Source organism: Erythrobacter sp. JB1-7, assembly GCF_057365015.1.
This window is the reverse complement of sequence record NZ_CP200291.1, coordinates 2,247,430-2,271,369: the sequence shown is the minus strand read 5'-3', so window position 1 is coordinate 2,271,369 and position 23,940 is coordinate 2,247,430. Positions and strand designations below refer to the sequence as shown.

Below are 23,940 nucleotides of genomic sequence, written 5' to 3'. Positions count from 1 at the left end.
ATGTTGCGGATGCGAAGGCCCCCGTCAATCGCGCAAAGGGGGTGTTTTTGCGCGCCAAAAGAGACTTATTCGCAGGGTAGATGGCGTGCGCGAAATATCATTTCTCAGTCGCGACAACTTGTTGCGTTTGATCGATTTTCTCAACCGGTCCGACCATGTCCTGCGCGCGCTTCATCAGCGCAATTTCGCGCGCATCAAAACCGCCTTCGTCTTCAGCCGATTGGCGCGGGGGGACTTCGGTGGTGAAGTAGACAAAGCCGCGGCCCTTTATCGACAGATCTTCTGGTTGATCATCCGGCGCAAACCATAGACCCGCTCTTAAACCATACGCTTCACCTGCATGACCGATATACGCAGCGCCATCGCCGAAAAGCCCATCGACACACGTGCTATCAGTCCACTGGATCACCTGCACGCCAAAGCCATAAATGCAGAAAAAATCTTGCGCCGATCCAGTGCTGTCAAAATCGCGAATCCTTTCGCGAACCGAACGCTGCATGGGATTGAGCATGGAACGATGTAAGATGGAGAAATCGGGATCAAGCATGGCGCTGCCAATCTTTGCCAAATCCGTCATCCCGATCCGCACCCCGCCCTGCGGGCTGAACACCGAGGCATTGGTGCCGGGCACATAATTGTCGAGCGTGCATTCTGTGCCTTCCGCCACAGGCACGGGGCATCCCTCTGCCAGTTCGGCGGGAAAATCGCGCGCTTCTTCGCCCGTATCGCGGTAAAGCGCGACGGCGCGCGCTTTCATATCATCCGAGCACCCGGTCCAGTTGACGCAGGCGTTTTCAATGCCGAGCGGGTCAAACATGGTGCGCTTCAAGATTGCGTCATAACGCTCCCCCGTTGCCGCTTCCAAAACAGTCGCCACCACGGGCGATCCCAGATTGGCGTATTCGAAGGGAGCCTCGCCCGGCGGCGCGTCTGCATACCACGCGGCGGGGTCTTTAAGCTTGGCTTCCAGGCTCTCACCCAAGGGGATTACATAGCCAGCATTATCGCGCAGGCCTGATCGGTGCGAAAGCAATTGCGCCAATGTCACTTTCGCATCGGGATGATGGGGGGAGCGAACCTCAAAGCCCAGATATTCCGACACATCCCGGTCAAGCTCGACCACGCCCTCATCCACCAGCCGCAATGTCGCGAGCGCCATGATGAGCTTGGAGATGCTGGCAATGCGCACCGGGTCATTGGCCTCCACCGCCTCGCCGCTTTCGCGATTGCGCGAGCCTTCCGCAATCAGCGGGGTGATCGTCTCACTATCAAACGCCACCACCACGGTTGCGGGCGGAGGTGTGCGGTCTTCGGCCTGAGCGGATAGGGGTAAAGCGAGAGCAGCAGCGGCAAGGATATGTCTAAGCATAGCTCACCATTGCGCGGCTTGCTCCGTTAATCAATCCAGATTGGGCCGCAGCCAGCGTTCTGCCGTGGCGACATCGACCCCGCGCCGCTCCGCATAGGCTTCCAATTGATCGCGCCCGATGCGCGCGACGCCGAAATACTGGCTTTCCGGGTGGCCGAAATAGAACCCGCTGACCGCCGCCGTGGGAAACATGGCGAAGCTTTCCGTTAGGGTCAAACCGACATTCTTTTCCGCGTCCAGCAGTTCGAACAATATGGGTTTCAGCGAGTGATCGGGGCACGCGGGGTATCCGGGTGCGGGGCGGATGCCGCGATATTGTTCTTTGATCAGCGCTTCATTGGTGAGCTGTTCTCCGGGCGCATAGCCCCACAGATCGGTGCGGGTGTGCAGATGCAGGCGCTCTGCAAACGCTTCGGCAAACCGGTCCGCCAGAGCTTTTAGGAGGATGTCGGAATAGTCATCCTTGTCCGCCTGGAACCGGGCGGAGTGCTCTTCGATACCGTGAATGCCAACCGCAAAACCGCCAATCCAGTCGCCATCGGGATCAATAAAATCGGACAGGCACATATTGGCGCGGTCGCGCGATTTCTTGATCTGTTGGCGCAGGAAAGGAAGGCGGATGTTTTCCTCGCGCCGGACGCGGTGGATAATCACATCATCGCGGCATTGATGATCGCGCGCGCAGGGCCAGAACCCGGCAACACCGCGCGCGGTCAGCCATTTTTCGCCGATGATTGTGTCGAGCATCGCGTCCGCATCGGCTTTCAAAGACCGCGCGCTTTCGCCGACCACATCGTCTTGCAGGATCGCGGGGTAATTGCCGTGGAGTTCCCATGCGCGGAAGAACGGCGTCCAGTCGATGTAATCGCGCAGGTCTTCCAAAGACCAATCATCGAAAACATGCACGCCGGGCTGCAAAGGCGGTGCGGGTTTATCGGAGAGATATGCGTCGTAGAAATTCGCCCGCGCCTCTGACAAAGTCATCAGCTGGCTGGGCGTTTTGCCCGCACGCGCATCGCGCACCTTGGTGTATTCGCCCGCTGTACCGGCAACAAATTCGTCGCGCTGCGTATCCGAAAGCAGCTTGGAGGCAACGCCCACCGCCCGGCTCGCATCGAGCACATGGATCACTGGCCCTTCATAGCTCGGATCAATCTTCAGCGCGGTGTGGACCTTCGACGTTGTCGCCCCGCCGATCAGCAGCGGCATCGTCATATCGCTGCGCTGCATTTCTTCGGCCACTGTCACCATTTCATCGAGCGAAGGCGTAATTAGGCCGGACAGCCCGATCATATCCGCCTTGTTGTCATTGGCGGATTTCAGAATGTCAGACCACGGCACCATCACGCCCAGATCGATCACGTCATAGCCATTGCACTGCAACACCACGCCGACGATATTCTTGCCGATATCGTGCACATCGCCTTTCACCGTCGCCATGATGATCGTGCCTTTGGAAGCGCGTTCGGCCTCGGGCAGCAGTTCTTTTTCCGCCTCGATATAGGGGATGAGATGCGCGACCGCCTTCTTCATCACGCGCGCTGATTTGACGACTTGCGGCAGGAACATTTTGCCCGATCCAAACAGATCGCCCACCACATTCATGCCGTCCATCAGCGGCCCCTCGATCACTTCGATAGGCCGCCCGCCTTCCTCTTCCTTGGCGGCGCGCATAATCTCGGTGTCAGCCACGATATGCGCGTCGATCCCTTTGACCAGCGCATGTTCGAGCCGTTTCGCCACCTCCCAGCCGCGCCATTCTTCTGCGGCTTTTTCATCGGCGACCGATTTGCCTTTATAGCTTTCGGCAAGGTCAATCAGCCGCTCGGTCGCATCGGGGCGGCGCATCAGGATCACATCTTCGCAATGCTCGCGCAGTTTGGGATCAATCGTGTCATAGACATCCAACTGCCCCGCATTGACGATCGCCATATCAAGCCCTGCCGGGATCGCATGGTAGAGGAACACCGAGTGCATCGCGCGGCGCACCGTTTCATTCCCGCGGAAGGAGAATGACAGGTTCGATAGCCCGCCGCTCGTTTTCGCATAGGGGCACTGCTTTTTGATTTCCGCAACCGCCTCGATAAAATCGAGCCCATATCGGTCATGCTCTTCAATACCGGTCGCCACGGCAAAGATGTTGGGGTCAAAGATGATGTCCTCGGGCGGAAAGCCCTCTGCCACCAGCAGGTCATAAGCGCGTTTACAAATCTCAACCTTGCGCTGTTTGGTGTCGGCCTGACCCACTTCGTCAAACGCCATCACCACCACAGCCGCGCCATATGCCATGCACAGCCGCGCATGTTCCAAGAAAGCCTCTTCGCCTTCCTTCATCGAGATCGAATTCACAATCGGCTTGCCCGACACGCATTTCAGCCCTGCCTCGATCACCTCCCATTTGGAACTGTCGATCATCACCGGAACGCGCGCGATATCGGGTTCTGCCGCGATCAGTTTGAGGAATGTGGTCATCGCATGATGCGCATCCAGCAGCCCTTCATCCATGTTGACGTCGATCACCTGCGCGCCGTTTTCGACCTGCTGGCGCGCGACCTCTACGGCAGTGGCATAATCATCCGCCATGATGAGCTTTTTGAACCGGGCAGACCCGGTCACATTGGTGCGTTCACCGACATTGATGAAGCTTGACGCTGATTTTTGAGCAGTCATTTTCAGTTCGCCACCACAAAGGGTTCCAGCCCGGCAAGCCGCATTGCGGTTTCGCCTTCGGGCACAGCGCGCGGCTCCAATCCGGAAACCGCATTCGCAATCGCCTGAATATGCGCGGGCGATGATCCGCAGCAGCCGCCAAGAATGTTCACTTGCCCGCCTTCGGCCCATTGTTTGACAAGGCCTGCCGTGGTGTCCGGCATTTCGTCATATTCGCCAAGCTCATTGGGCAGGCCCGCATTGGGGTAAGCCATAATCAGCGTATCCGCGATGGCGGAAAGCGATTGCACATGGGGGCGCAATTGGTCTGCGCCAAAGCTGCAATTAAGGCCAACAGTCACAGGCTTTGCATGGCGGATAGCATACCAGAATGCCTCGACCGTGTGGCCGGACAGGTTCCGGCCTGAAAGGTCCGTCAATGTCATCGACATCATGACAGGCACGTCGCGGCCCAGATCATCGGAAAGCTGTTTGACCGCCATCACGCCGGCTTTCGCATTCAGCGTATCAAACACCGTTTCAATCAGGATGAAATCGCAGCCGCCCTCAATCAGGGCCGCAGCCTGCTCTTTATAAACCGCGGTCAGTTCATCAAAATCAATCTCGCGGTAGCCGGGGTCTTCGACATCGGGGCTTAGCGAGAGTGTCTTGTTCGTCGGCCCGATAGCGCCTGCGATAAAGCGCGGGCGGCCATCTTTTGCTTCATATTCATCGGCCAGTTCGCGCGCGATTTTGCCGCTTGCAATATTAATCGCGGCGACCTGATCTTCTGCCGCATAATCGGCCTGGCTGATGCGATTGGCTGAAAACGTATTGGTCGAAATGACATCCGATCCCGCATCGAGGTAAGCGCGCGTGATATCGCGGATCACATCGGGACGGGTCAGCGCAAGGATATCGTTATTGCCTTTTTGGTCGGCATTTAAGCCCAGCGTGCCCGCATAATCCGCCTCGGTCAGCTTGCGCTCCTGGATTTGCGTTCCAAACGCGCCGTCAAAAATCAGCACGCGTTTTGCAGCTTCGGCCTGAAGTTTTTCGCGCGCGCCCTGCTCTGAGCCTGCCTGATGGTGCGTCATGCGGCCTCTCCTTCGGGGCGTTTGCCCAGCATATGGCAAATCGCATAGGCCAGATCGGGCCGGTTGAGAGTGTAAAAATGCAAATCGCGCACGCCGCCTGCATAAAGCCGGCGGCAAAGCTCGGCTGCGACAGTGGCTGCAACCAGTTGGCGCGCGCCGGGGCGTTCATCCAGACCTTCGAACAGGCCGTCCATCCATTCAGGGATCACCGCGCCGCAAAGTCCTGCGAATTTGCGCGCCTGGGCGACATTGGTGACAGGCAGAATGCCCGGCAGCACCGGCTGCGACACACCTGCTGCGGCAAGTTTGTCCTGAAACCGGAAAAACGTATCAGCCGAAAAGAAGAACTGCGAGATTGCGCGGCTTGCGCCTGCATCCAGCTTTCGTTTCAGATGGTCGATATCGGCCTGCGGGCAGGTCGCATCCGGGTGGGTTTCGGGATAGGCGGCAACCGAGATATCAAAATCGGCAATCTCTTTCAGGCCCGCGACCAGATCGGCTGCGCTGGCATAACCTTCAGGATGCGGAGTGAACGGCGCGCCCGGTTCACCTGCATCACCGCGCAGTGCGACAATATGGCGCACGCCCGCTTCCCAATAGTGTTCGGCAACTTCGCGGATCTCTTGCTTGGATGCACCCACACAGGTGAGATGCGCGGCGGCGGGCAAATTCGCCTCTGCAATGATCCGCGCAACCGTGTTGTGCGTGCGTTCGCGCGTCGATCCGCCGGCGCCATATGTCACAGAGACAAAACTGGGACCAAGCGGTTTCAGCTCTGTCACCGCCTGCCACAACTGGTTTTCCATCTTCTCCGATTTGGGCGGGAAGAATTCAAAGCTGACATCCACATCACCCGGCAAGCCGGAGAAAAGCGGCGTATCATGCGCGGTGCGAAGTTCAGCGGTGCTGTCGAGAGGGGCGGTCATGCTGATGCTTTCTTATCAGGGGATTTTTGGGTTTGAGAAGCGCGCCGATCAGGCATTTGCTCAGGCGCAGCGCGGCGCTGGCCAATCCAGATTTTGACAATCAATTCGCCGTTATCAAGCTGCGCCGGCGGCGCGGGGTCAAAGCCTGCCTTGCGCAGCAAAGCCGCCATTTGCCGGTCGGAAAATCCCAGCCGCGCATGGGCATGACGGCCCCGCAATTCTTCGCGGTCATGCGCGTCAAAATCGACAATCGCGATGCGCCCCCCGGTTTTGTAACGCGCGCTGCTTCTGCAAGCGGGTGTGCGGGAACCTGAGCGAAATGCAGAACCTGATGCAGCAGCACTGTGTCAAACGCGGCATCTGGCAAAGGCAGATCGGTAAAATCGCCCTGCACCAGCTCTATTTGCGTACCGGGCACATGCTGCAATTTGGCCCGCGCAATGCGGAGCATTTCAAGGTTTTTATCAACCGCGGTGATCCGCTGCGCTTTATCGGCGAACAATTCGGCCATGCGCCCCGTGCCCGTGCCAATATCCAGCACCGCGCCAAGCGGCGCATCCTCAAGCGCTTTTATCAGCGCCTCTTCTACCTGATCGTCCGGGCTGTGAAGCGCGCGCAAGGCGTCCCATTCGCTTGCATGACGGGCAAAGTAATCCTCTGCCTGCGCGTCGCGCGCATCGCGAATGGCGGTAAGCTTGCGTCTGTCGGTATCGCACAGGGCCGCAAATTCCGGATCGTGGTTCTGGCTTGCGCTAAGCAGCGTTTCGACCGCGCTTAGGATTTCTGTATCAAGCGTTTCGCCGCTGGCCTGCCGCAGAAACACCCAGCTGCCCTCACGCCGCCGCTCTGCCAGCCCCGCATCGCACAAAATTCCCACATGGCGCGATACGCGCGGCTGGCTTTGGCCCAGAACCTGTGCCAATTCCCCCACCGCCAGCTCCATCGCAGACAGCAGCCGCATAGTGCGCAATCTGGTGGGATCAGCCAGCGCCTTGAAGATGGTATCGACGAGCATTGAAAAGAACATATAAAGATATTTTTATATGTGTAAATGGGCGGGATTAACACTCAAAAAATGCACCCCCCACTAGGCCCACCAAAACCCTTGCGCTACGCATGTATTTCCTCAACCAAAGGCGACCCAAATGAAGCTTGGCTGCTGTTATTATCCCGAACATTGGCAGCCAGAAATGTGGCTCCAAGATGCGCAGAGAATGGCGGAAATGGGCCTGTCACTGGTGCGCATCGGGGAATTCGCCTGGAGCCGGATTGAACCTCGTCCCGGCGTCTTCGATTGGGATTGGCTGGACCGCGCAATAGACCTTTTGGCAGAGGCGGGTTTGCAAGTAATCCTAGGCACTCCCACCGCGACCCCGCCAAAATGGCTGGTCGATCAAATGCCCGATATGGTGGCGATTGATGAGGCAGGCCGCCCGCGCGGTTTCGGATCGCGGCGGCACTATTGTTTCTCGCACCAGGGATACCGGGAAGAGGCCGCCCGCATCGCTCGCGCCATGGCGGAAAGGTATGGCCGCAACCCCGCTATCGCCTGCTGGCAAACCGATAACGAATATGGCTGCCACGACACCGTGCTCAGCTTTTCAGACAGCGCAGCCGCCCGCTTTCGCGAATGGCTCAAAGCGCGATATGGCGATGTGAAATCCCTCAATGCGGCATGGGGCAATGTCTTTTGGAGCATGGAATATGGCAGCTTTGCCGAGATTGATCCGCCCAACCTGACTGTTACCGAAGCAAACCCCGCGCACTGGCTGGATTACCGCCGCTTTGCCTCGGACGAAGTCATCAGTTTTAACGCAGCCCAAGTGGCGATTTTGCGCGAATACTCGCCCGGCCGCGATGTGACGCACAATGTCATGGGGTTCTTCACCGAGTTCGACCATCACGATCTGGGCCGCGATCTCGATATTGTGACATGGGACAGCTATCCGCTGGGCTTTCTTGAACAGTTCTGGTTCTCCCAAGAGGAAAAGCGCGACTTTCTAAGGCAAGGTCACCCCGACATCGCCGCTTTTCACCACGACCTTTACAGAGGCTGCTGCCCGCAGGGGCGCTGGGGAGTGATGGAGCAACAGCCAGGCCCTGTGAACTGGGCGCGGTTCAATCCGGCACCCTTGCCAGGAATGGTGACCTTGTGGACATTGGAAGCAATGGCGCACGGCGCAGAACTGGTCAGCTATTTCCGCTGGCGGCAAGCGCCCTTTGCACAGGAACAAATGCACGCAGGGCTACTGCGCCCCGACAGCATTGACGCACCCGGCGCAGACGAAGCACGCGAGGCGGCGCAGGTCATTGATGAGCTGGGCGAACAATCGGCAATTAAGGCGCCCGCTGCACTGGTCGTATCTTACGAAGCAGCATGGGTGTGCGGTATCCAGCCGCAGGGGGAAAGTTTCCGCTATCTCGAACTGGTGTTTGAATGGTATTCCGCCCTAAGGCGGCAGGGACTGGATGTCGATATTGTCGCGCCCAATGCTGACCTTACCGGTTACTCCATCGTTTTGGTCCCCACCCTGCCCATCGTAAGCGATGATTTCGTCAAAGCGCTAGCGGGGCTGAATTGCCCGGTGCTGATCGGGCCAAGATCGGGTAGCAAGACGGCAAGCTTTTGCATTCCCGAAACCCTTGCGCCCGGCAAACTGAAAGAGGTCATGCCCATCACTGTCACACGCGCCGAAAGCCTGCGTGACCGCGTGAGCGAAGATGTGGGCGGCGGCGCGGTTGAACGCTGGCTTGAGGATATTGCGAGCGATCTGGAACCGGAGCAGGCAACTCAAAGCGGTCAAGGCGTGCTCTACCGCGCCGGAGGTGCGCGCTATATCGGCGCATGGCCGAACCGCACGCTGCTTGATGAGATTGTGGCGATGATGGCGGATGAAGCGGATTTGCCGCTCACCCCCTTGCCCACCGGGCTGCGTCTGCGCCGCACGCAAAGCCATGTGTTTGCGTTCAACTATTCAGCAGAACCCGTCGATATCGCGCATCTAATAGGCGGAGCCGCGCTTGTGACCGGGCAAACCGAACTTCCGCCAGCAGGAACCGCGATCTGGCCGCGATAGGCCGCGGGCTAACCCTCGATGCCCAATAGCTTTGCATAATGATCGCGCAAAGTGTCGCTGCCAAACTCGGGCGTGTCATCGGCGCTGTATCGCTGCGCGGTATCATCCCACACCAGCATGCTTTCGGTCGCATAATATCGCGCAATCCGGGCATATTCAGCCTTTTCCGCCGCCCAATCTGACCACCCTTGAGCTGCACCCAGCACCGTCGCGGCCGCGCTGAACACCGCGAGCGGAACCCTGCGGTATCGCGGCTCTTGTCCGAGCAGTTCAAACAGCATCGCGCCCTGTTCGCGCATTGTGATCGCCGGCCCCGGCCCGCCAATGGGCAAGATCGCACCACGCCGCTCTGGGTCGGTCAGGCAATCGGTAATAAACCGCGCGCAATCGGCATCGCTGATCGGCTTGCACCGGGTCAATTCGCCATTGCCAAACACCATAAACGGCTTGCCGCTGCGCACCCGTTCAATCTGGCCGGAAAGCGATTTGAAGAACGCGGTAGGGCGCACGATGGTGTGCGCAACCGGGCTGGCGACGAGCTTTGCCTCGAACGCCAGCTTGGCGTGTTGAAAGGCAAGTCGCGGCTTTTGCACACAGATCGCCGATAGCAGCACGAAATGCTGAACACCTGCCTGCTCGCTCGCGGCCAACAGATTTGCGTTGGCATCGTGATCGACCGCCCACGCATCTTTGGGAGCGCCCGAGCGTGAAGCGATGCAGGAGACAACTGCGGACGGACGAATAGCAGCCAAAGCGCGCGCGGCAGCCTTACTATCTGCAAGATCGACGACAATCGCATCCTCACCCGCCGCGTCAATGGGTGAGCGGACAAGCCGGGTTACCCTGTAGCCGTTTGCAACAAGGCATTGCGCAACTGCCTGTCCGATCGTCCCGGTTGACCCGGCCAGAACCACGCGCTGGACGCCATGGCGCGTCGCTGCTGACGCCGCAGGACGGCTCATGCTGCTTGCGGCTGCCCTGCCTCTTTACCCAAGGCGAACTCAGCGTTCGCCCCGAAGACCAGCCGATTGACCAACAACGATGTGAACACCGACAGCAGCAACGTGCATGCCATCCAGTGAATGTAGTGCACGTTCAACAATGCCTCTGCCCCCAGCAGCTTCATCAAACCTTCGCGCGCATTGATAACAAAGCCCAATGGCGCAGCCCAAAAGCCGTAGAAGAATACACCTGCCACCACTCCGATCATCGCGGCGCGCGCCTGAACCCCGGTGAAGACAAGCCCGACGATAAACGCAGAAAGGATCGGCATGGACAACAATCCATAGAGCGTCTGAACCGTGTTAATCAGGCTTTCCTGGCTGGCAAAGAACGGCACCAGTGCGAGTGCAAACAGGCTCATCAAAATGGAAACAATAGCTCCAAGCCGCGCGACCTTTTTTGGTTCGCCCACATAAGCTTCGTGCATATCGCACACATACAATGCCGCGCTGGCATTGAGGATCGAGTTGAAGGTAGTGAGCGCGGCTGCAAACAAAGCCGCTGCAAAAGCGCCAGAAAGCCAGCCAGGCAATACCGAGCTGACGATCATGCCGTACGCGCCATCCTGCGGGACATCGCCGAACAGCTTAAAGGCGACAATGCCCGGTACCACCACGATGATAGGCACAATCATCAAGCGGATGGCAGCAGCAGCCATCACGCCTTTTTGTGCTTCGCCGATTGACGGCGATGCCATGGCGCGCTGGGTTATGGTCTGATTGGTGGACCAATAGAATGTCTGGATGAATATCATCCCTGTTAGCAAAGTATGCCAGGGGATGTCGGAATTGTTGTCACCAATCAAAGTCAACCGGTCTGCAGGGATACCGCTGAGATCGAAATCAATCGCTTTGAGAGCAAGATAGGCAACCACCAATGCAAGGCTGAGTATCAGGACTCCTGAATAGGTGTCCGATACGGCCACTGCGCGAAGACCGCCGAAAATGGCATAGGCGGCACCGATTGTGGCGAGCACAACCGAAAGGATCATGATGTTCCCAAGCCCGCCATCCAGTTCGAGCAGGGACAAGAAAAAGCGCGATCCGCCATAGAGGATTGCGGGGAGAAAAATGAAGAGATTGCCTGCGAGAAAAAGCAGCGAGATCAGCGCGCGGATATGCTTGTCGCCATACTTCTTCTGCAACAATTCCGTCGTGGTGGTGCAATTGTTGCGATAATAAACAGGCAAAAACACGAAAGCGAGAATGAACAAACCGACCACCGCAGCCAGCTCCCACCAGGCAATCAGCAGCATCTGATTGCCATTCATGCTGACAAGCTGATCGGTCGACAAGTTGGTCAGCGTGATTGAACCCGCGACAAAATACCAAGACAGGCCGCCATTCGCGAGGAAGTAATCGCTTTTGCTGTCATCACCTGTCCCCCGTTTGCCCCGACAATGCATATAGGTCGCAAACGCGATGAGCACAGTGATCGCAAGAAACACCGCCGCCTGGCTTATGGTCATGATAAAAATCCCTCTCCGCAGCGCTTCGTGATCGCTGATTTTGCCGTAGTCTTTCAAGAACAGGCCGGGTGCGCAAGTCCGGTCCGCGCCCAAATGCAAAACAAAAGCGGGCACCCCTCAAAAAAGAGAGATGCCCGCGAATGCCTATGCGTACCCCTCAGGCTCAGAACGTGGCGCGAACGCCCGCAGTGTAACGCGCACCGGTCCGTTCATAAGTGAGCACCCGGTTGCGGAAGCGCGAGAAGTCACGTGTGTCTTCATTGAGGATATTGAGACCTTCAACAAACACTTGGAACTGGTCAGTCAATTCATAGCTGGCCGAGAAATCAACCTGACCAAAGCTCTCACGCTGGCGCGGTTCGCTTTGCACGTCGCTGCCCTGGAAGAGGAAGCCATCGCGGTAGTTGTACGATACGCGCGCTGACAACCGGTCCCCTTCATAGAAACCGGTAAGGTTGACTGTGTGCGGCGTAAAGCCGTTGAAGCCAAGATCTCCTACCGGTGCGTTGTCACGGCTTGATGTCACATAAGTGTAGTTGATGATGCCGCCAAAGCCGTTGTCGAACGTCTTTTGAAAGGCAATCTCTGCACCTGAAATGCTGCCCGACAGACCGTTGCGCTGACGCGTATCCTGGAATGTCACGTCGGTCGGCGTATCAACGGTAAGCCCGCCATTGCCAGCAGGGAAGATGACAACGCCCGGCACACCGATGGTCGATGTTTCGAGGAAGCCGCCAAGCTCCTTATGGAAACCGGCAACGCTGAAATAGCTTAGGCTATCGAAATACCATTCGAACGATACATCAAAGTTGTCAGCCTCAAACGCTTGAAGCAGCGGGTTGCCGCCTCCGCTCAAAGGCGCATCGGAACGGCCGCCAAAGGTGTTGGCGACACCCAGCGCGGTCAATGTCGGCCGCGTCACGGTGCGCGCATAGCTCATCCGCAGGACCGTGTCTAAGGACGGCTCAACCTTGACGTTTACCGCCGGCAGGAAGTTCACGTAGTCGTTCGGCACCGAGACATTGGTTGCAGGGCCAAAGACCGTGACAAGCTGCGTGTCGCCAGGCGTTTCGCGGAATTCGATCACCGGCTGGTCAATCCCGCTTGAGACGACATCAGTGAATGCAATGCGGAAACCGATATTGGCCGACCATGGCAGGTCTCCACCAAAGTCGCCGCCCCATTCGGTGTTGAAATAGGCGGAATAGATCTGCTCTTCGACCTGGAAGCTGCCGCCGGGATTGAACGAAGGCGTGTAAATGCCAAGCACCGGATCAAGTCCGCCGCTGTTCAGATATGCCAAGAGATCAGCAGTGTTGCCGCCTGTGCGGTCCATATTCTGCAGGTTCGCCGTGCTGTTCAGCTGCGCGAATGCATCAGCAAAGCTGGCAGTCAGGATTTGGGCTGGAACCGTGTCAGCGCCATCGACACCGCTCAGGAACCCGTCAAATGAGAACGGGCTGAGGATCGAGGTGTCAAACGGCACGGTGTAACCGCAATAGGCGCAGAAAATTTGCGCCGCTGTCAGGCTTCCAAAACCAGGGTCAGCAAAGTTATCGAAAAGGTTCTGCACCTTTTCGCGGTCTGTATAGAGCCCGCCAAATGTCACTGCGCTGAGCGGACCTGCATCGACTTCCCACGCGCCATCAAGACGCACTTCGAACACTTCGTCTTCAACCTGAGTGCGGTTCACATTCACAAAGTGCAGCCGCTGGATCGACGGATCCACAAAGTCTTCGGCGTTGATATTGGTGATTGTCGAAATGCCGGTTGTGCTGGTAGATTGGATCAGCGGTGATGTGGGCGCAAGCGCACCCAGCACGACAAACGGGTTGGTGCCATCGCGCGTTGCACGTGACCATGCCACGTCCGCCACAAATGTCAGTGCATCGCTGGCTTCAAATTCGAAGTTACCACCAAACGCAAAAGTTTCAGCTTCACGGTTGTTCGATGTGAGCACGTTGTCGTTTTGAGACAAGCCGACAGCGCCTGCGATATCGGGGTTGCGATTGGCAAAATCGATGCTGGGACGGTTGAACGATGTCACGGTCCCATTGGCATCAATTTCCGGGTTCAAGAAAGGCGGGCTGAAAAAGCCGGAGAACTGCTGATCGAACGAGCTGATGTCGAATTTTGAATACAGACCATCAAATGTTGCCGTGAAGCGATCAGACGGCGCAAATTGCAACGCACCATTCAGCGTGATCCGCTCACGCTCTTGCACATCGCGGCTGAAGATCACCTGCTGCTGAACCCGTGCCCCGTCTGGCAAGGCACCGATATCGGCGGGTTGCAAGCCGGCGGCACTTTCCGGCGCAAAGATAGCGGGATCGCCTTGGCGCAGTGCATAACCGTTGGTGATATTGCGATCGATCTGGGCGTTGCGCAGATTGTATGATGCACCGAACAGCGCACCGACAGTGCCGTTGGACCACGACACGACACCGCTAAGGTCTGTACCGACGTCTTCGCTCAGGTTTTCGTAAATCGCAGCGCCTGAAACTGACGCATTGAAACCAGGGCGATCCAGTGGGCGCGCGGTTGTGATGTTTACGAGCGCCCCGATACCACCTGACTGGAAACTTGGTTGGGCTGACTTATAAACCTCAGCGGTCTGGATGATATCCGAAGACAGCACATCGAACGAAAATTCACGCCCGGGGTTATCGGTGGCGATTGTCCGCCCGTTTAAAAGCACTGCGTTGAATTCAGGGCCAAGGCCGCGAACGGTGATGAACTGGCCTTCACCGCCGGACCGGTCAATCGCAACGCCAGTAATACGCTGGAGCGATTCCGCAACGTTCTGGTCGGGGAATTTGCCCACATCTTCGGCAGAGACCGCATCTACAACAGCAGCGCTGCTGCGTTTGAGATTGATCGAATCTTCTAGACTTTTGCGGAAGCCGGTGACGATGATGGTGTTTTCTTCACCCTCTACCGCTTCGGCGTCATTGTCTTGGGCAACAGCCGGGCTGGAAATAGCAATTGCTGCAATGGCAGCGCCTTGAGCCAACATGGCCCGCTTGGAAAACAACATGATACTCTCCCTTAACCGCGCCCCACCTGACCGATGTGATTTCTTATGGAGGCACATTCACGTGACCCTATCCGGATCGCAGTAGGATTTGTGGCGCTTCGATCCGCGATTTCCATGGGCGAATTGGACCGGCATGAAGTTTTTGGGAAAAATCAACGTCGCTGAGCGTGATTACTCAAATCTGTCATAATATTGCAACGCCTCACGGCGAATTATCTTACATGATCCGCGATTTCGCCCAATTCTTCAAATCGCGACGGACTACGCGCAATCCGGGAGCGATATTCTGATGGAGGCCAACCGACTGATTTGCTGAATTGGCGGCTGAAATGGTATTCATCGCAATATCCAAGCTCGTCAGATATCTCGCGTAGCATAATATTGGGATCAGACAGCATTTCGCAGGCCTTTTCCATCAGGACGCTTGTGCGATACCGGCCGGGTGATTGCCCCGCGAGCTTTTTAAAGCGCTTGCGAAACGCCTCATAGGAATGACCCAGCCGGGTCGCGGCCAGGCGAACGTCCAGAGTTTCTCCAATCACCGTTTTAGCATTGGCAAGCCAGGCAATATCATCGCCCATATCCTGCTCACGTGCCTGCGTGATATCAGCAAGAAGGCTTTGCAATCCGACCGTTTCGCGCATCAATTCGCTTTGCGTTTTGGCTCTGGTCTGGCCGATAAGGTTCAAGATCCGGTCGCGCCAAAAATCCAGCGGCTTAAGCGAAACGACTGGATCTGCCTCGTCAAGACATCCCGAATTTCGCCAAAGATCGAACACTGGACCTTCGAAGACGAGATAAAATTCATCCCAGCTGCCCCCGGCAGGCGGCCCATACCAATGCTCCACGCCTGGCGCGACAATAATGGCATCGCCCGCAGTGACGCTCAGCGATTGCCCTGTCTCATCCCAATATCGCCCTTCCCCGCGCGTCACATAAACAAGGGTAAAGTGCGGCAACGTCCGCCTCGCACTCAAGACGCCCACGCCGTTTTTAAGGAAGCAAGCCAGCTTAATGCCGCCAATAGGCGACAATTGCATGTTCTGCTTGTAGACTTTTTCCTCCCACACGGGCTTCTCCTTGATTAAATCTGGATTGGGATTACCAAAAAATTCATGCACTGCCAAAATCGCACTTCACAAATGCCGGGCAAAGGCGTGATGGTGACGCGGAGTCCCATAAAGCGCGCGTCAGCAAGCCGTTTTGGGCATGGAGAGGAAAAGGCATGTGCTGTTTGGGCACTCAGCCTTAAGGGATGCTTCGTCAGAGGCATGATGTGTTAGTATGACAGAAAAAGCGGCAATCGGCATGGCACAGTCAGATGAGCAGCCTGCGTCACGGGACGAAGCTGTTCGCAGTGTAAGCAGCGAAAGCGCGGTCGCTGAAACCGTGATCCATGAACACCGGCCTGTGCCCGTAACCGATCCAGCCGAGCGGATTTCAGGCGAACCGCAATATTGCGAGTTGAGAGCAGGCGGCACGCTGCTCGCGCTCGAGGCGACTTTGGGAATGCGCCCGATCATCCTTTATGCTGGACCTGACCTGCCCGGCGTCACGCCTGCAAATATGGCACTGCTCGCCACGCGCCAGCATGCACCGGGCAGCGCCTCTGTGCCGCTGCGTGGATCGCTGCTCAACGAAATCGGTACCGGAATATCCGGCCCCTCTGGCATGATAGGTCATCGCGATGGGCAGAACTGGGCGCTTGATTTGCGCATCGTCGCGGTTGATGTCACCGAAAACGATCGAGTGGAGATCCGCTGCGAAGATGCCAATGCGAAAATAGCAACCCGGCACATTTTTCAGATCGAAGCCGGCACGGGGATGCTGCGCGCCAAAACACTGGTCGAAAACCAAGCTGATGCGCCTTTCCATCTCGATTGGTGTGCTGCCCTGTGCCTGCCCTTTGATCAGCGCTTCGACCGTTTCCTAAGCCTTACCGGACGCTGGTCTAAGGAATTTCAGATTGAGCAGATCGATCTGTTTCAAGGCAGTATTGTACGCGAGAACAAGGCTGGCCGGACCAGTCATGATGTATTTCCCGGCGGCATTTTGGCCAGCGCAGAAACCACCGAAACCACAGGGTTGGCGTTAGGCTTTCATCTTGCATGGAGCGGTAATCACAAACTACGCGTTGATCGGCATTCCGATGGACGTGGCTTTGTTCAGACCGGCGAAATGGCGTTTCCGGGCGAAATAAAGCTTGGCCAGAACGACGTATATGAAACGCCTGAATTTCTCGCGGTTTGGTCGCAAAACGGCACCAATTCTATCGCGCAGGCCTTTCATACTCATCTCACTGACAAAGTGCTTGATGCGCGCACTCGCGACAATCCGCGGCCAGTGCACTATAACACCTGGGAAGCTGTCTATTTTGACCATGATGAGGCAACGCTCATTGAGCTTGCACAGGCCGCCGCCGCTGTCGGGGCGGAAAGGTTTGTGCTGGATGATGGTTGGTTTGGTGGACGCCGCCATGATGCAGCGGGACTTGGTGATTGGTGGGTGTCCAATAACGTCTATCCCGAAGGTCTTCACCGCCTTGTCACAACAGTCAAAGACTTGGGCATGGAGTTTGGCCTGTGGTTCGAACCTGAAATGGTCAACCCAGACAGCGATCTGTACCGCGCTCATCCCGATTGGGTGCTAAAGGCTGATGGCGTTGAGGCGATACCTTTTCGCGGGCAGTTAACGCTTGATCTGACCAGAAACGAAGTGTTCGACTATTTGCTCAAAAAGATCAGCGCGCTCGTGCACGAATATGGCATCGCTTATATCAAATGGGATATGAACCGCGATACCAATCACCCCAGCAGCAATGGCAGGGGCGCGATGCACCGCCAGACGCATGCAGTTTACCGCTTGCTGGATGAATTGCGCAGCCAGCATCCCGCGCTTGAGATTGAGAGCTGCTCATCAGGCGGCGCGCGGGCGGATTTCGGTATTTTGCGCCACACGGATCGCATCTGGACGTCCGATAATAACGACGCGCGCGAACGGCAGATTATCCAGCGCGGCGCGGCCAATTTTTTCCCCTGCGCGTGCTTGGTAGCCATGTCGGCCCAAGACGGTGCCATATTACCGGGCGCGAATTGCCAATGTCATTCCGTGTCGCCAGTGCCGTGTTCGGCCATATGGGCATGGAATTGGACCTGCGTGAGGAAAGCGAAGCGGATCTCGAAACGCTGAAAGCCGGCATCGCGCTTTATAAACAACACCGCGCGCTGATCCATTCTGGCGACTATCTTGCTCTTGCCAGCCCGGAAGGAACCAATTTCGTCGGCTCCGTAGCGGGTGACAAAAGCGAAGCGCTGTTCTCCTACGCGAAACTGGAGCCTGAGCTTTCGACATTGCCCAGCCGAATTCATTTTGACGGAATTGATCCTGCCCAATTGTACGAGCTGCGCATTGTCTGGCCAGAATTTAATCCCTCAATCAGCGCGCCGTCGATTATGGATACAGCTGATCTTCAAGGAAATGGGATCAAAGTGCTGGGTGCAGCCTTGGTCGGGCACGGCATTCAACCCCCGCTGACTTTTCCCGACACCTGTCTCATCTATCATCTGAAAGCGTGCAAGTGAGCGCAGGCATGGACCCCGTTTATGACCTGCTGATCATTGGTGGCGGGATTAATGGCGCCGGGATTGCCCGCGATGCCGCCGGGCGCGGTTTGTCAGTGTGCCTGGTGGAAAAGGACGATCTGGCTCAAGCCACTTCAAGCGCTTCGACAAAATTGGTGCATGGCGGGCTTCGCTATCTGGAACATTACGAATTTCGGCTGGTGCGCGAAAGCCTGATTGAGCGTGAACGCCTTCTCGCCATGGCGCCGCATATCATTTGGCCGCTGCGTTTTGTTTTGCCTCATGATGAGGGACTGCGTCCCAAATGGCTGCTGCGGCTCGGATTGTTCATGTATGACAATTTGGGCGGGCGAAAAATGCTGCCACCCACCCGCACTCTGGATCTCAATTCTCCTCCCCACCGAGCTATCCTGAAGGATCGGCTCACCAAAGGATTTGAGTATTCCGATTGCTGGGTGGAGGATTCCCGGCTTGTTGTCCTCAATTGCATGGACGCAAAAGAAAACGGCGCTGACATTCGCACGCGCACCGAATGCGTCGGGCTCACCCGCGACAACGATATGTGGACCGCGTCTTTGATCGGGCCGGAAGGCTCAGATGAGGCGCGCGCAAGAACCGTCATAAACGCCGCTGGACCCTGGGTTGACAGGGTATTGTCGCGCGCAAAACCGCACGAAACCCAGGCGAACCTGCGCCTTGTCAAAGGCAGCCATCTCATCTTTCCGAAATTGTTCGAAGGCGATCACTGCTATATTTTTCAGAACAAAGATGATCGGATCATTTTCGCGATACCCTATGAAAACAATTTCACGCTGGTAGGGACGACCGATGAAGGGTTCGAAGGCGATCCAACCGGTATTACCATTTCGGACCGCGAAGCGCGATACATCTGCGATGCGGCCAATGAATATCTGCACACCGAAATTACGCCGGATGATGCCGTTTCAAGCTATGCAGGGGTGCGCCCGCTTTACGATGACAGCGCCGCGTCCAATTCAACCGTAACGCGCGATTATCAGTTTGAGCTTGATCGGGGGGATGACGGCGATGAAGCCGCGATCCTCTCAATTTTTGGCGGTAAGATTACAACCTATCGCAAACTGGCAGAGCATGCGCTGGAAAAACTGGGGCTAGCGGGCAAATCATGGACGGCCGATCAGCCTCTGCCGGGGGGCGATATTGATCCGGCACGTTTTGATGCTTTTGTCGCCGATGTCGCTACCCAATATGACTGGCTTCCCGGTGGCGCAGCACGGCGGCTTTGCCGAGCTTATGGCACGCGGGTCCATGTCCTCTTGACCGGCGCGCAGGGGCTCAATGATCTGGGGCCGCATCTGGGCGGTGACCTGTATACGCGCGAGCTTGAATATCTGGTCGATCAGGAATTTGCGACGTCATCCGAGGATGTCTTATGGCGCCGCTCCAAACTGGACCTTCACCTCGACGACGATGCCAAAATGCGCGTTGCCAAGTGGTTCGAGCAGGCGAAGACCCCGGCGTGAGCGATAATGTCCTTTTGCCCCGCATGCTTGGCGGGCGCGGCGCTTACAGGCGCGATCATCGCAAGGCTGATGGGCGAATGCTGCACCTTTACGGCCGCGCACCGCATGGCCTGGACTGCTTAGAAGAAACCCATGACGACATCGCGCAGGGCGGCGAGATCCGCCATCACCCCTTGCGTGATGAATGGAATGTCTATGCCGCGCACCGGCAAAACCGGACTTTCAAACCATCATCAGCGCAAGACCCACTTGCCCCTACATTGCCCGGCGGGCCTGCGACCGAAATCCCATTCAGCGATTTCGAAATCGCCATTTTCGAGAACAAATTTGCAGCTTTTCACCCCAGCGCGGCTGATGCAGCCGAGCTTGATGGCATAGCCAGCGAGCCCGCAAAAGGCGCTTGCGATGTCGTTGTCTATGCTCCTGATGCCAGCGGCAGCCTGCACACATTGGGAACGGATCGCTGCCAGCTATTGGTAAGCGCCCTGCTCGACCGGTATGAAACGCATTTTTCAGCCGGGAGCGACTATGTCTTGCCGTTTGAAAATCGCGGCGACGAAGTGGGCGTGACCCTGCATCACCCGCATGGGCAGATTTATGGATTTGACCGTGTGCCCGCCATCCAGCAGCGGGCGATCAATGCTTTTGCATCTGGGTACGATTTAGCAGCGGAAATGCGCCGCGCGATGCCCGATTATGGCCTAGGCGAGGACGGCGGGATGGCGGCCTTTGTCCCGCGCTTTGCCCGGTTCCCTTTTGAGACCTGGATCGCGCCCGTTCAAAAACGCGCTGGCCCATGGGAATGCAGCGATGAAGAACTGGAAGCGCTCAGTTACTGGCTCGGAGAAATGACACGGCGGTATGACGCTCTGTTCAAGCAGCCGGCCGCCACGATGATGGCTTTTCACGCTGCGTCCAATCCGGGTGGAGCAACCAGAGCGAACGGATACCATTTCACCGTGCAGTTCTATCCCCTGTTGCGCGCGCCGGGACGGGTGAAATATCTCGCTTCTGTCGAACAGCACACCGGCACGTTCACGGTTGATGTGATGCCTGAAACAGCCGTTGCCGCTTTGCGAGAGCAGGCACAATCATGACACAGACGTTCACCGCGCGCGCACCGGGCCGCGTCAATCTGATTGGCGAACACACTGATTACAATGGCGGCATGGTGCTGCCAGCAGCGCTCAGCGTTGGGATAGAGGTCACGCTTGCCCCGCGAAGCGACAGCGCAGTTGCAGTCACTTCCAACCATTATGACGCGCCCGTAATACGCGATCTGACAGATGATGCCGTGGATGAATGGGCCGATGCCGCCGTGGGCGCCGTAAGGGAAGCGAACGCTCTCGGCCTGCTTAACGGCGGAGCGACAATCGATATTGTTTCTACCATGCCCGAAGGATCCGGGCTGTCTTCTTCCGCCGCCCTTATCGTCGCGCTGCTCAAAGCCGCTCGCGCGGCAGCTGGGTCAAGCATATCCGATGTCGATATCGCGATTGCCGCCCGCCGGGTCGAAAACAATTACATTGGCGTCCCTTGCGGGATCATGGACCAGATGGCCGTAGCGCTGGCCACTCCGGGCACTGCAATGGCGCTCAACACCAAATCGCTTGCCTGGGACATCATCGATCTGCCCGCAGGCTATGACATGATGGTCCTGCATTCGGGCGTAACCCGCAAGCTAACCGATGGACGCTATGCCGAGCGTAAGGTCGAATGCGATACCGCTAAAGCGTATTTCGGCACTGAGGATCTCTGCTTGTTAAGCGAGGCGGATGTTGCCGCAGCAGACCTTGATCCCCCAATCGCACGCCGGGTGGCGCATCTGGTGAGCGAGCATGCCCGTGTGGCTCAATCTGTCACTGCGCTGCGCGATGGCGATATCCAGCGCTTCGGCGATCTGATGATCGAAAGCCACGCATCCATGCGCGACCAGTTTGAAATGTCGGTGCCGGCGATCGATGCCCTGGTGCAAAGCGCGCTGGATTGCGGGGCCATCGGTGCGCGGCTGACGGGCGGCGGATTTGGCGGATGCATTGTCGCCTGCGTCAGAACGACTGAGCGCGAAGCATGGCTCCAAAGGGTTTTGAAAGACCACACCGATGCGCGCTTTATCGATGCTGCGAAACGACCCTAAGCGCGGACAGCCTACCACGAGGCGTGGTGCCGCTTACGTGACTCGAACACGTGACCCCATCATTACGAATGATGTGCTCTACCAACTGAGCTAAAGCGGCAGCGCGTCAGCACTAAAGGCTTCTACCCCAAAACGCGCAATCGCAGATGTGGAGGCCCGAGCCGGAATCGAACCGGCCTTCACGGATTTGCAATCCGCTGCGTAACCACTCCGCCATCGGGCCGAGCCACCCTCCTGCGAAAGGGGCGAGCGGGCGCACTAGCGATTCGGCGCGGTAAAGGCAATGCGCCTCTTGCAAGAAGGCACTAATCTGTGTGGTCACAATGGGCTTTACGTATGGTCAATCTGGACCCGGCGCGTTTGGCGAGGCAAAGAAGCGGCTATGACCATTGCCAGCTTGCTCGAACCCATAACCGGCGTGTCCGGCCTTGTTACTCTCAATCATGCTGATGACTGGATGCAGGGGCGCACTCTTTATGGCGGCGCATCCGCTTTGATCGCGTTCACCATGGCTCGCCGCGCCTTTCCCGATCTCCCCCTTGCGCGCGGCCCAAATCGGTTTTGTCGCGCCAGTGGGTGAACATATCGAACTGTCCGCCGAGATCGTCAGGCAAGGCCGCAATGTGACCCAAGTTCGCAGCGAAATCCGCAACGAGAAAGGCGTAGCCTTGACCGCATTCTGGCTGTTTGCAGCAGAGCGCGAAGCCAACGCCGTGCGCGAAACATCACCGCTGGCCGATTGGCCTGGCGCCCCTCAAGACAATCCTGTCACCATGCAGGGCCAAGGCCCAAGTTTTATTCAGAACAATTTCGAAATTCGCTTTGGTCAGGATAAAGACGCAGATCACGGTAGCACTATCAGGCGCTGGGCGAGGCTGACCGAAGATCATGATCTTGACCCGGTGAGCAAGCTCGTTCTGATGGGCGATGTGATGCCGCCAGGCGCGATGCGGATCATGCAGCGCATGGGTCCGATCAGTTCGATCAATTGGTCATTCAATGTGCTCGATCCGGCGACACAGTCAGACGGCGGTTGGTATCTGGCTGAAAATGCCAGCCAGCACGCCGATCATGGCTATTCCTCAGAGCGGCTGAGGATGTGGGACAGCAATGGCCGCCAAGTGCTCGACGGGCTGCAATGTGTGGCGGTGTTTGGGTAAGACTTGCCCTTATTGGGGCCTATCTGATTGGGGTCTATACGTCTTCAAAAGTGGCTTTGCGCTTTTGCATGCCTGCCATAACCGCCTCAATCTGATTGGGCGTGCGGCTGATCGCTTGTTGTTCGGCACTTTCTTCCATCAAGATTTCATCGCCCGACATATCATGCATGGCTGCGCTTAAGCGCTTTGCTGCACGGATGGCGTGAGGATTTCTGTTGGCAATATCAGCAGCGATTGCACGAGCGCGCGGCAGAGGATCGCTATCGACATAAGTGGCAAGGCCAAGGGTTTGCGCTTCAGCGCCTGTAAACTCGCGATTGGTGTAAACCAGTTCGCGCAGCACATCATCGCGTACAGTCCCGCGCCACAAGGCATAGCCGCCCATATCGGGCACCAGTCCCCATTTCAGCTCCATAATCGCCATACGCGTATCAGGATGCGCGATGCGGATATCAGCGCCGCTGGCAATCTGTAATCCGCCACCAAAGCACACGCCGTGCAGCGCGGCCACGACCGGGACAGGAAGCTTGCGCCATTGCAGCGCGACCTCTTGGAACGTGTTTGCATTGCCATGCGTGCGCTCAACCAGGCTCGATGACACATTCGAAAAACTTGATGTATCAAGCCCTGCACAAAAAGCCCGGCCATCCCCCGACAGAACAACCGCGCGCAGGCCCGCAAGCTGATTGAGATAGGCACCGGCTTCGATAATCGCGGTGAACATCGCCGGATCTAGCGCGTTCATCTTGTCCGCACGTGTCAAACGCACATGCGCAACGCCATCCTCGTCCATATCAATCGCAACGCGATCACTGGAGGGTTTTTCCGTAGTATTTGCCATCGCTTAATCCGAGCCTGTGCCTGAATGATATTCCGTTTGGCAAAGGTGTGACGGATCAGAGAAGGTGTGTCCAGTCGTTCATTCTGGCGACGCG

General features: G+C 57.2%; 16 protein-coding genes, 2 tRNA genes and 2 pseudogenes. 8 read left to right on the top strand and 12 right to left on the bottom strand.

Annotation, left to right across the window (positions count from 1 at the left end; all coding sequences use genetic code 11):
- Positions 1-97: 97 nt before the first annotated feature.
- From AC0V6W_RS11085 to AC0V6W_RS11065, 5 genes and pseudogenes are all read right to left on the bottom strand, one after another.
- On the bottom strand, positions 98-1,369 hold the full coding sequence (locus AC0V6W_RS11085; protein WP_486149969.1) for a serine hydrolase domain-containing protein: 1,272 nt from the start codon (positions 1,367-1,369) through the stop codon (positions 98-100).
- Between the two features lie 30 nt (positions 1,370-1,399).
- Positions 1,400-4,039, bottom strand: coding sequence for a methionine synthase (gene metH / locus AC0V6W_RS11080; protein WP_486149967.1), 2,640 nt, complete (start codon positions 4,037-4,039; stop codon positions 1,400-1,402).
- A gap of 2 nt (positions 4,040-4,041) precedes the next feature.
- Positions 4,042-5,115, bottom strand: coding sequence for a homocysteine S-methyltransferase family protein (locus AC0V6W_RS11075; protein WP_486149965.1), 1,074 nt, complete (start codon positions 5,113-5,115; stop codon positions 4,042-4,044).
- Entirely contained in the window at positions 5,112-6,041 is a 930-nt protein-coding gene (gene metF, locus AC0V6W_RS11070; protein ID WP_486149963.1) for a methylenetetrahydrofolate reductase [NAD(P)H], read from the bottom strand. Before metF ends, AC0V6W_RS11075 begins: the two co-directional genes overlap by 4 nt.
- A pseudogene (locus tag AC0V6W_RS11065) lies at positions 6,038-7,056 on the bottom strand (ArsR/SmtB family transcription factor). Before AC0V6W_RS11065 ends, metF begins: the two are co-directional and overlap by 4 nt.
- 130 nt (positions 7,057-7,186) lie before the next feature.
- Here AC0V6W_RS11065 and AC0V6W_RS11060 point away from each other — a divergent pair.
- Positions 7,187-9,118 carry a beta-galactosidase gene (locus AC0V6W_RS11060; protein ID WP_486149961.1) on the top strand — a complete coding sequence of 644 codons (1,932 nt, stop codon included), beginning with the start codon at positions 7,187-7,189 and terminating at the stop codon, positions 9,116-9,118.
- 8 nt (positions 9,119-9,126) lie between these two features.
- Here the strand turns inward: AC0V6W_RS11060 and AC0V6W_RS11055 are convergent, their stop codons facing one another.
- From AC0V6W_RS11055 to AC0V6W_RS11040, 4 genes are all read right to left on the bottom strand, one after another.
- Positions 9,127-10,080, bottom strand: a complete 954-nt coding sequence (locus AC0V6W_RS11055) for an NAD(P)H-binding protein (RefSeq protein ID WP_486149959.1) — start codon at positions 10,078-10,080, stop codon at positions 9,127-9,129.
- Positions 10,077-11,588: a sodium:solute symporter family transporter gene (locus tag AC0V6W_RS11050; RefSeq protein ID WP_486149957.1), complete on the bottom strand. Its 1,512-nt coding sequence runs from the start codon at positions 11,586-11,588 to the stop codon at positions 10,077-10,079. Before AC0V6W_RS11050 ends, AC0V6W_RS11055 begins: the two co-directional genes overlap by 4 nt.
- A 163-nt stretch (positions 11,589-11,751) precedes the next feature.
- Positions 11,752-14,625, bottom strand: a complete 2,874-nt coding sequence (locus AC0V6W_RS11045) for a TonB-dependent receptor (RefSeq protein WP_486149955.1) — start codon at positions 14,623-14,625, stop codon at positions 11,752-11,754.
- A gap of 212 nt (positions 14,626-14,837) precedes the next feature.
- A complete protein-coding gene (locus AC0V6W_RS11040) occupies positions 14,838-15,695 on the bottom strand; it encodes a helix-turn-helix domain-containing protein (RefSeq protein ID WP_486149953.1) in 858 nt (285 codons plus the stop codon).
- Between the two features lie 214 nt (positions 15,696-15,909).
- On the opposite strand from AC0V6W_RS11040, the pseudogene AC0V6W_RS11035 reads away from it, so the two are divergent.
- The 5 genes and pseudogenes from AC0V6W_RS11035 to galK form a co-directional block, all read left to right on the top strand.
- Positions 15,910-17,804 (top strand): annotated as a pseudogene (locus AC0V6W_RS11035) (alpha-galactosidase); the annotation flags it as partial.
- Positions 17,778-18,206: a GH36 C-terminal domain-containing protein gene (locus tag AC0V6W_RS11030; RefSeq protein WP_486151583.1), complete on the top strand. Its 429-nt coding sequence runs from the start codon at positions 17,778-17,780 to the stop codon at positions 18,204-18,206. The pseudogene AC0V6W_RS11035 and the gene AC0V6W_RS11030, both read left to right, overlap by 27 nt.
- A gap of 8 nt (positions 18,207-18,214) precedes the next feature.
- Positions 18,215-19,708: a glycerol-3-phosphate dehydrogenase gene (gene glpD / locus AC0V6W_RS11025; RefSeq protein WP_486151581.1), complete on the top strand. Its 1,494-nt coding sequence runs from the start codon at positions 18,215-18,217 to the stop codon at positions 19,706-19,708.
- Positions 19,705-20,805: a galactose-1-phosphate uridylyltransferase gene (locus AC0V6W_RS11020; RefSeq protein ID WP_486149952.1), complete on the top strand. Its 1,101-nt coding sequence runs from the start codon at positions 19,705-19,707 to the stop codon at positions 20,803-20,805. Before glpD ends, AC0V6W_RS11020 begins: the two co-directional genes overlap by 4 nt.
- Complete coding sequence (galK, locus tag AC0V6W_RS11015; RefSeq protein ID WP_486149951.1) at positions 20,802-21,845, top strand: galactokinase; 1,044 nt, start codon at positions 20,802-20,804, stop codon at positions 21,843-21,845. The genes AC0V6W_RS11020 and galK overlap by 4 nt, the downstream gene beginning before the upstream one ends.
- Positions 21,846-21,869: 24 nt before the next feature.
- Here the strand turns inward: galK and AC0V6W_RS11010 are convergent.
- Positions 21,870-21,945 (bottom strand) — tRNA-Thr (locus AC0V6W_RS11010).
- A gap of 49 nt (positions 21,946-21,994) precedes the next feature.
- A tRNA-Cys gene (locus AC0V6W_RS11005) sits at positions 21,995-22,068 on the bottom strand.
- Positions 22,069-22,227: 159 nt separating this feature from the next.
- Between AC0V6W_RS11005 and AC0V6W_RS11000 the strand changes: the two genes are divergently transcribed.
- Both AC0V6W_RS11000 and AC0V6W_RS10995 read left to right on the top strand, forming a co-directional pair.
- Positions 22,228-22,425 carry a hypothetical protein gene (locus AC0V6W_RS11000; protein ID WP_486149950.1) on the top strand — a complete coding sequence of 66 codons (198 nt, stop codon included), beginning with the start codon at positions 22,228-22,230 and terminating at the stop codon, positions 22,423-22,425.
- Positions 22,418-23,005, top strand: a complete 588-nt coding sequence (locus AC0V6W_RS10995; protein WP_486149949.1) for an acyl-CoA thioesterase — start codon at positions 22,418-22,420, stop codon at positions 23,003-23,005. Before AC0V6W_RS11000 ends, AC0V6W_RS10995 begins: the two co-directional genes overlap by 8 nt.
- A 34-nt stretch (positions 23,006-23,039) precedes the next feature.
- Here AC0V6W_RS10995 and AC0V6W_RS10990 read toward each other — a convergent pair whose 3' ends face one another.
- Complete coding sequence (locus AC0V6W_RS10990; protein WP_486149947.1) at positions 23,040-23,846, bottom strand: crotonase/enoyl-CoA hydratase family protein; 807 nt, start codon at positions 23,844-23,846, stop codon at positions 23,040-23,042.
- Positions 23,847-23,940: the final 94 nt, after the last annotated feature.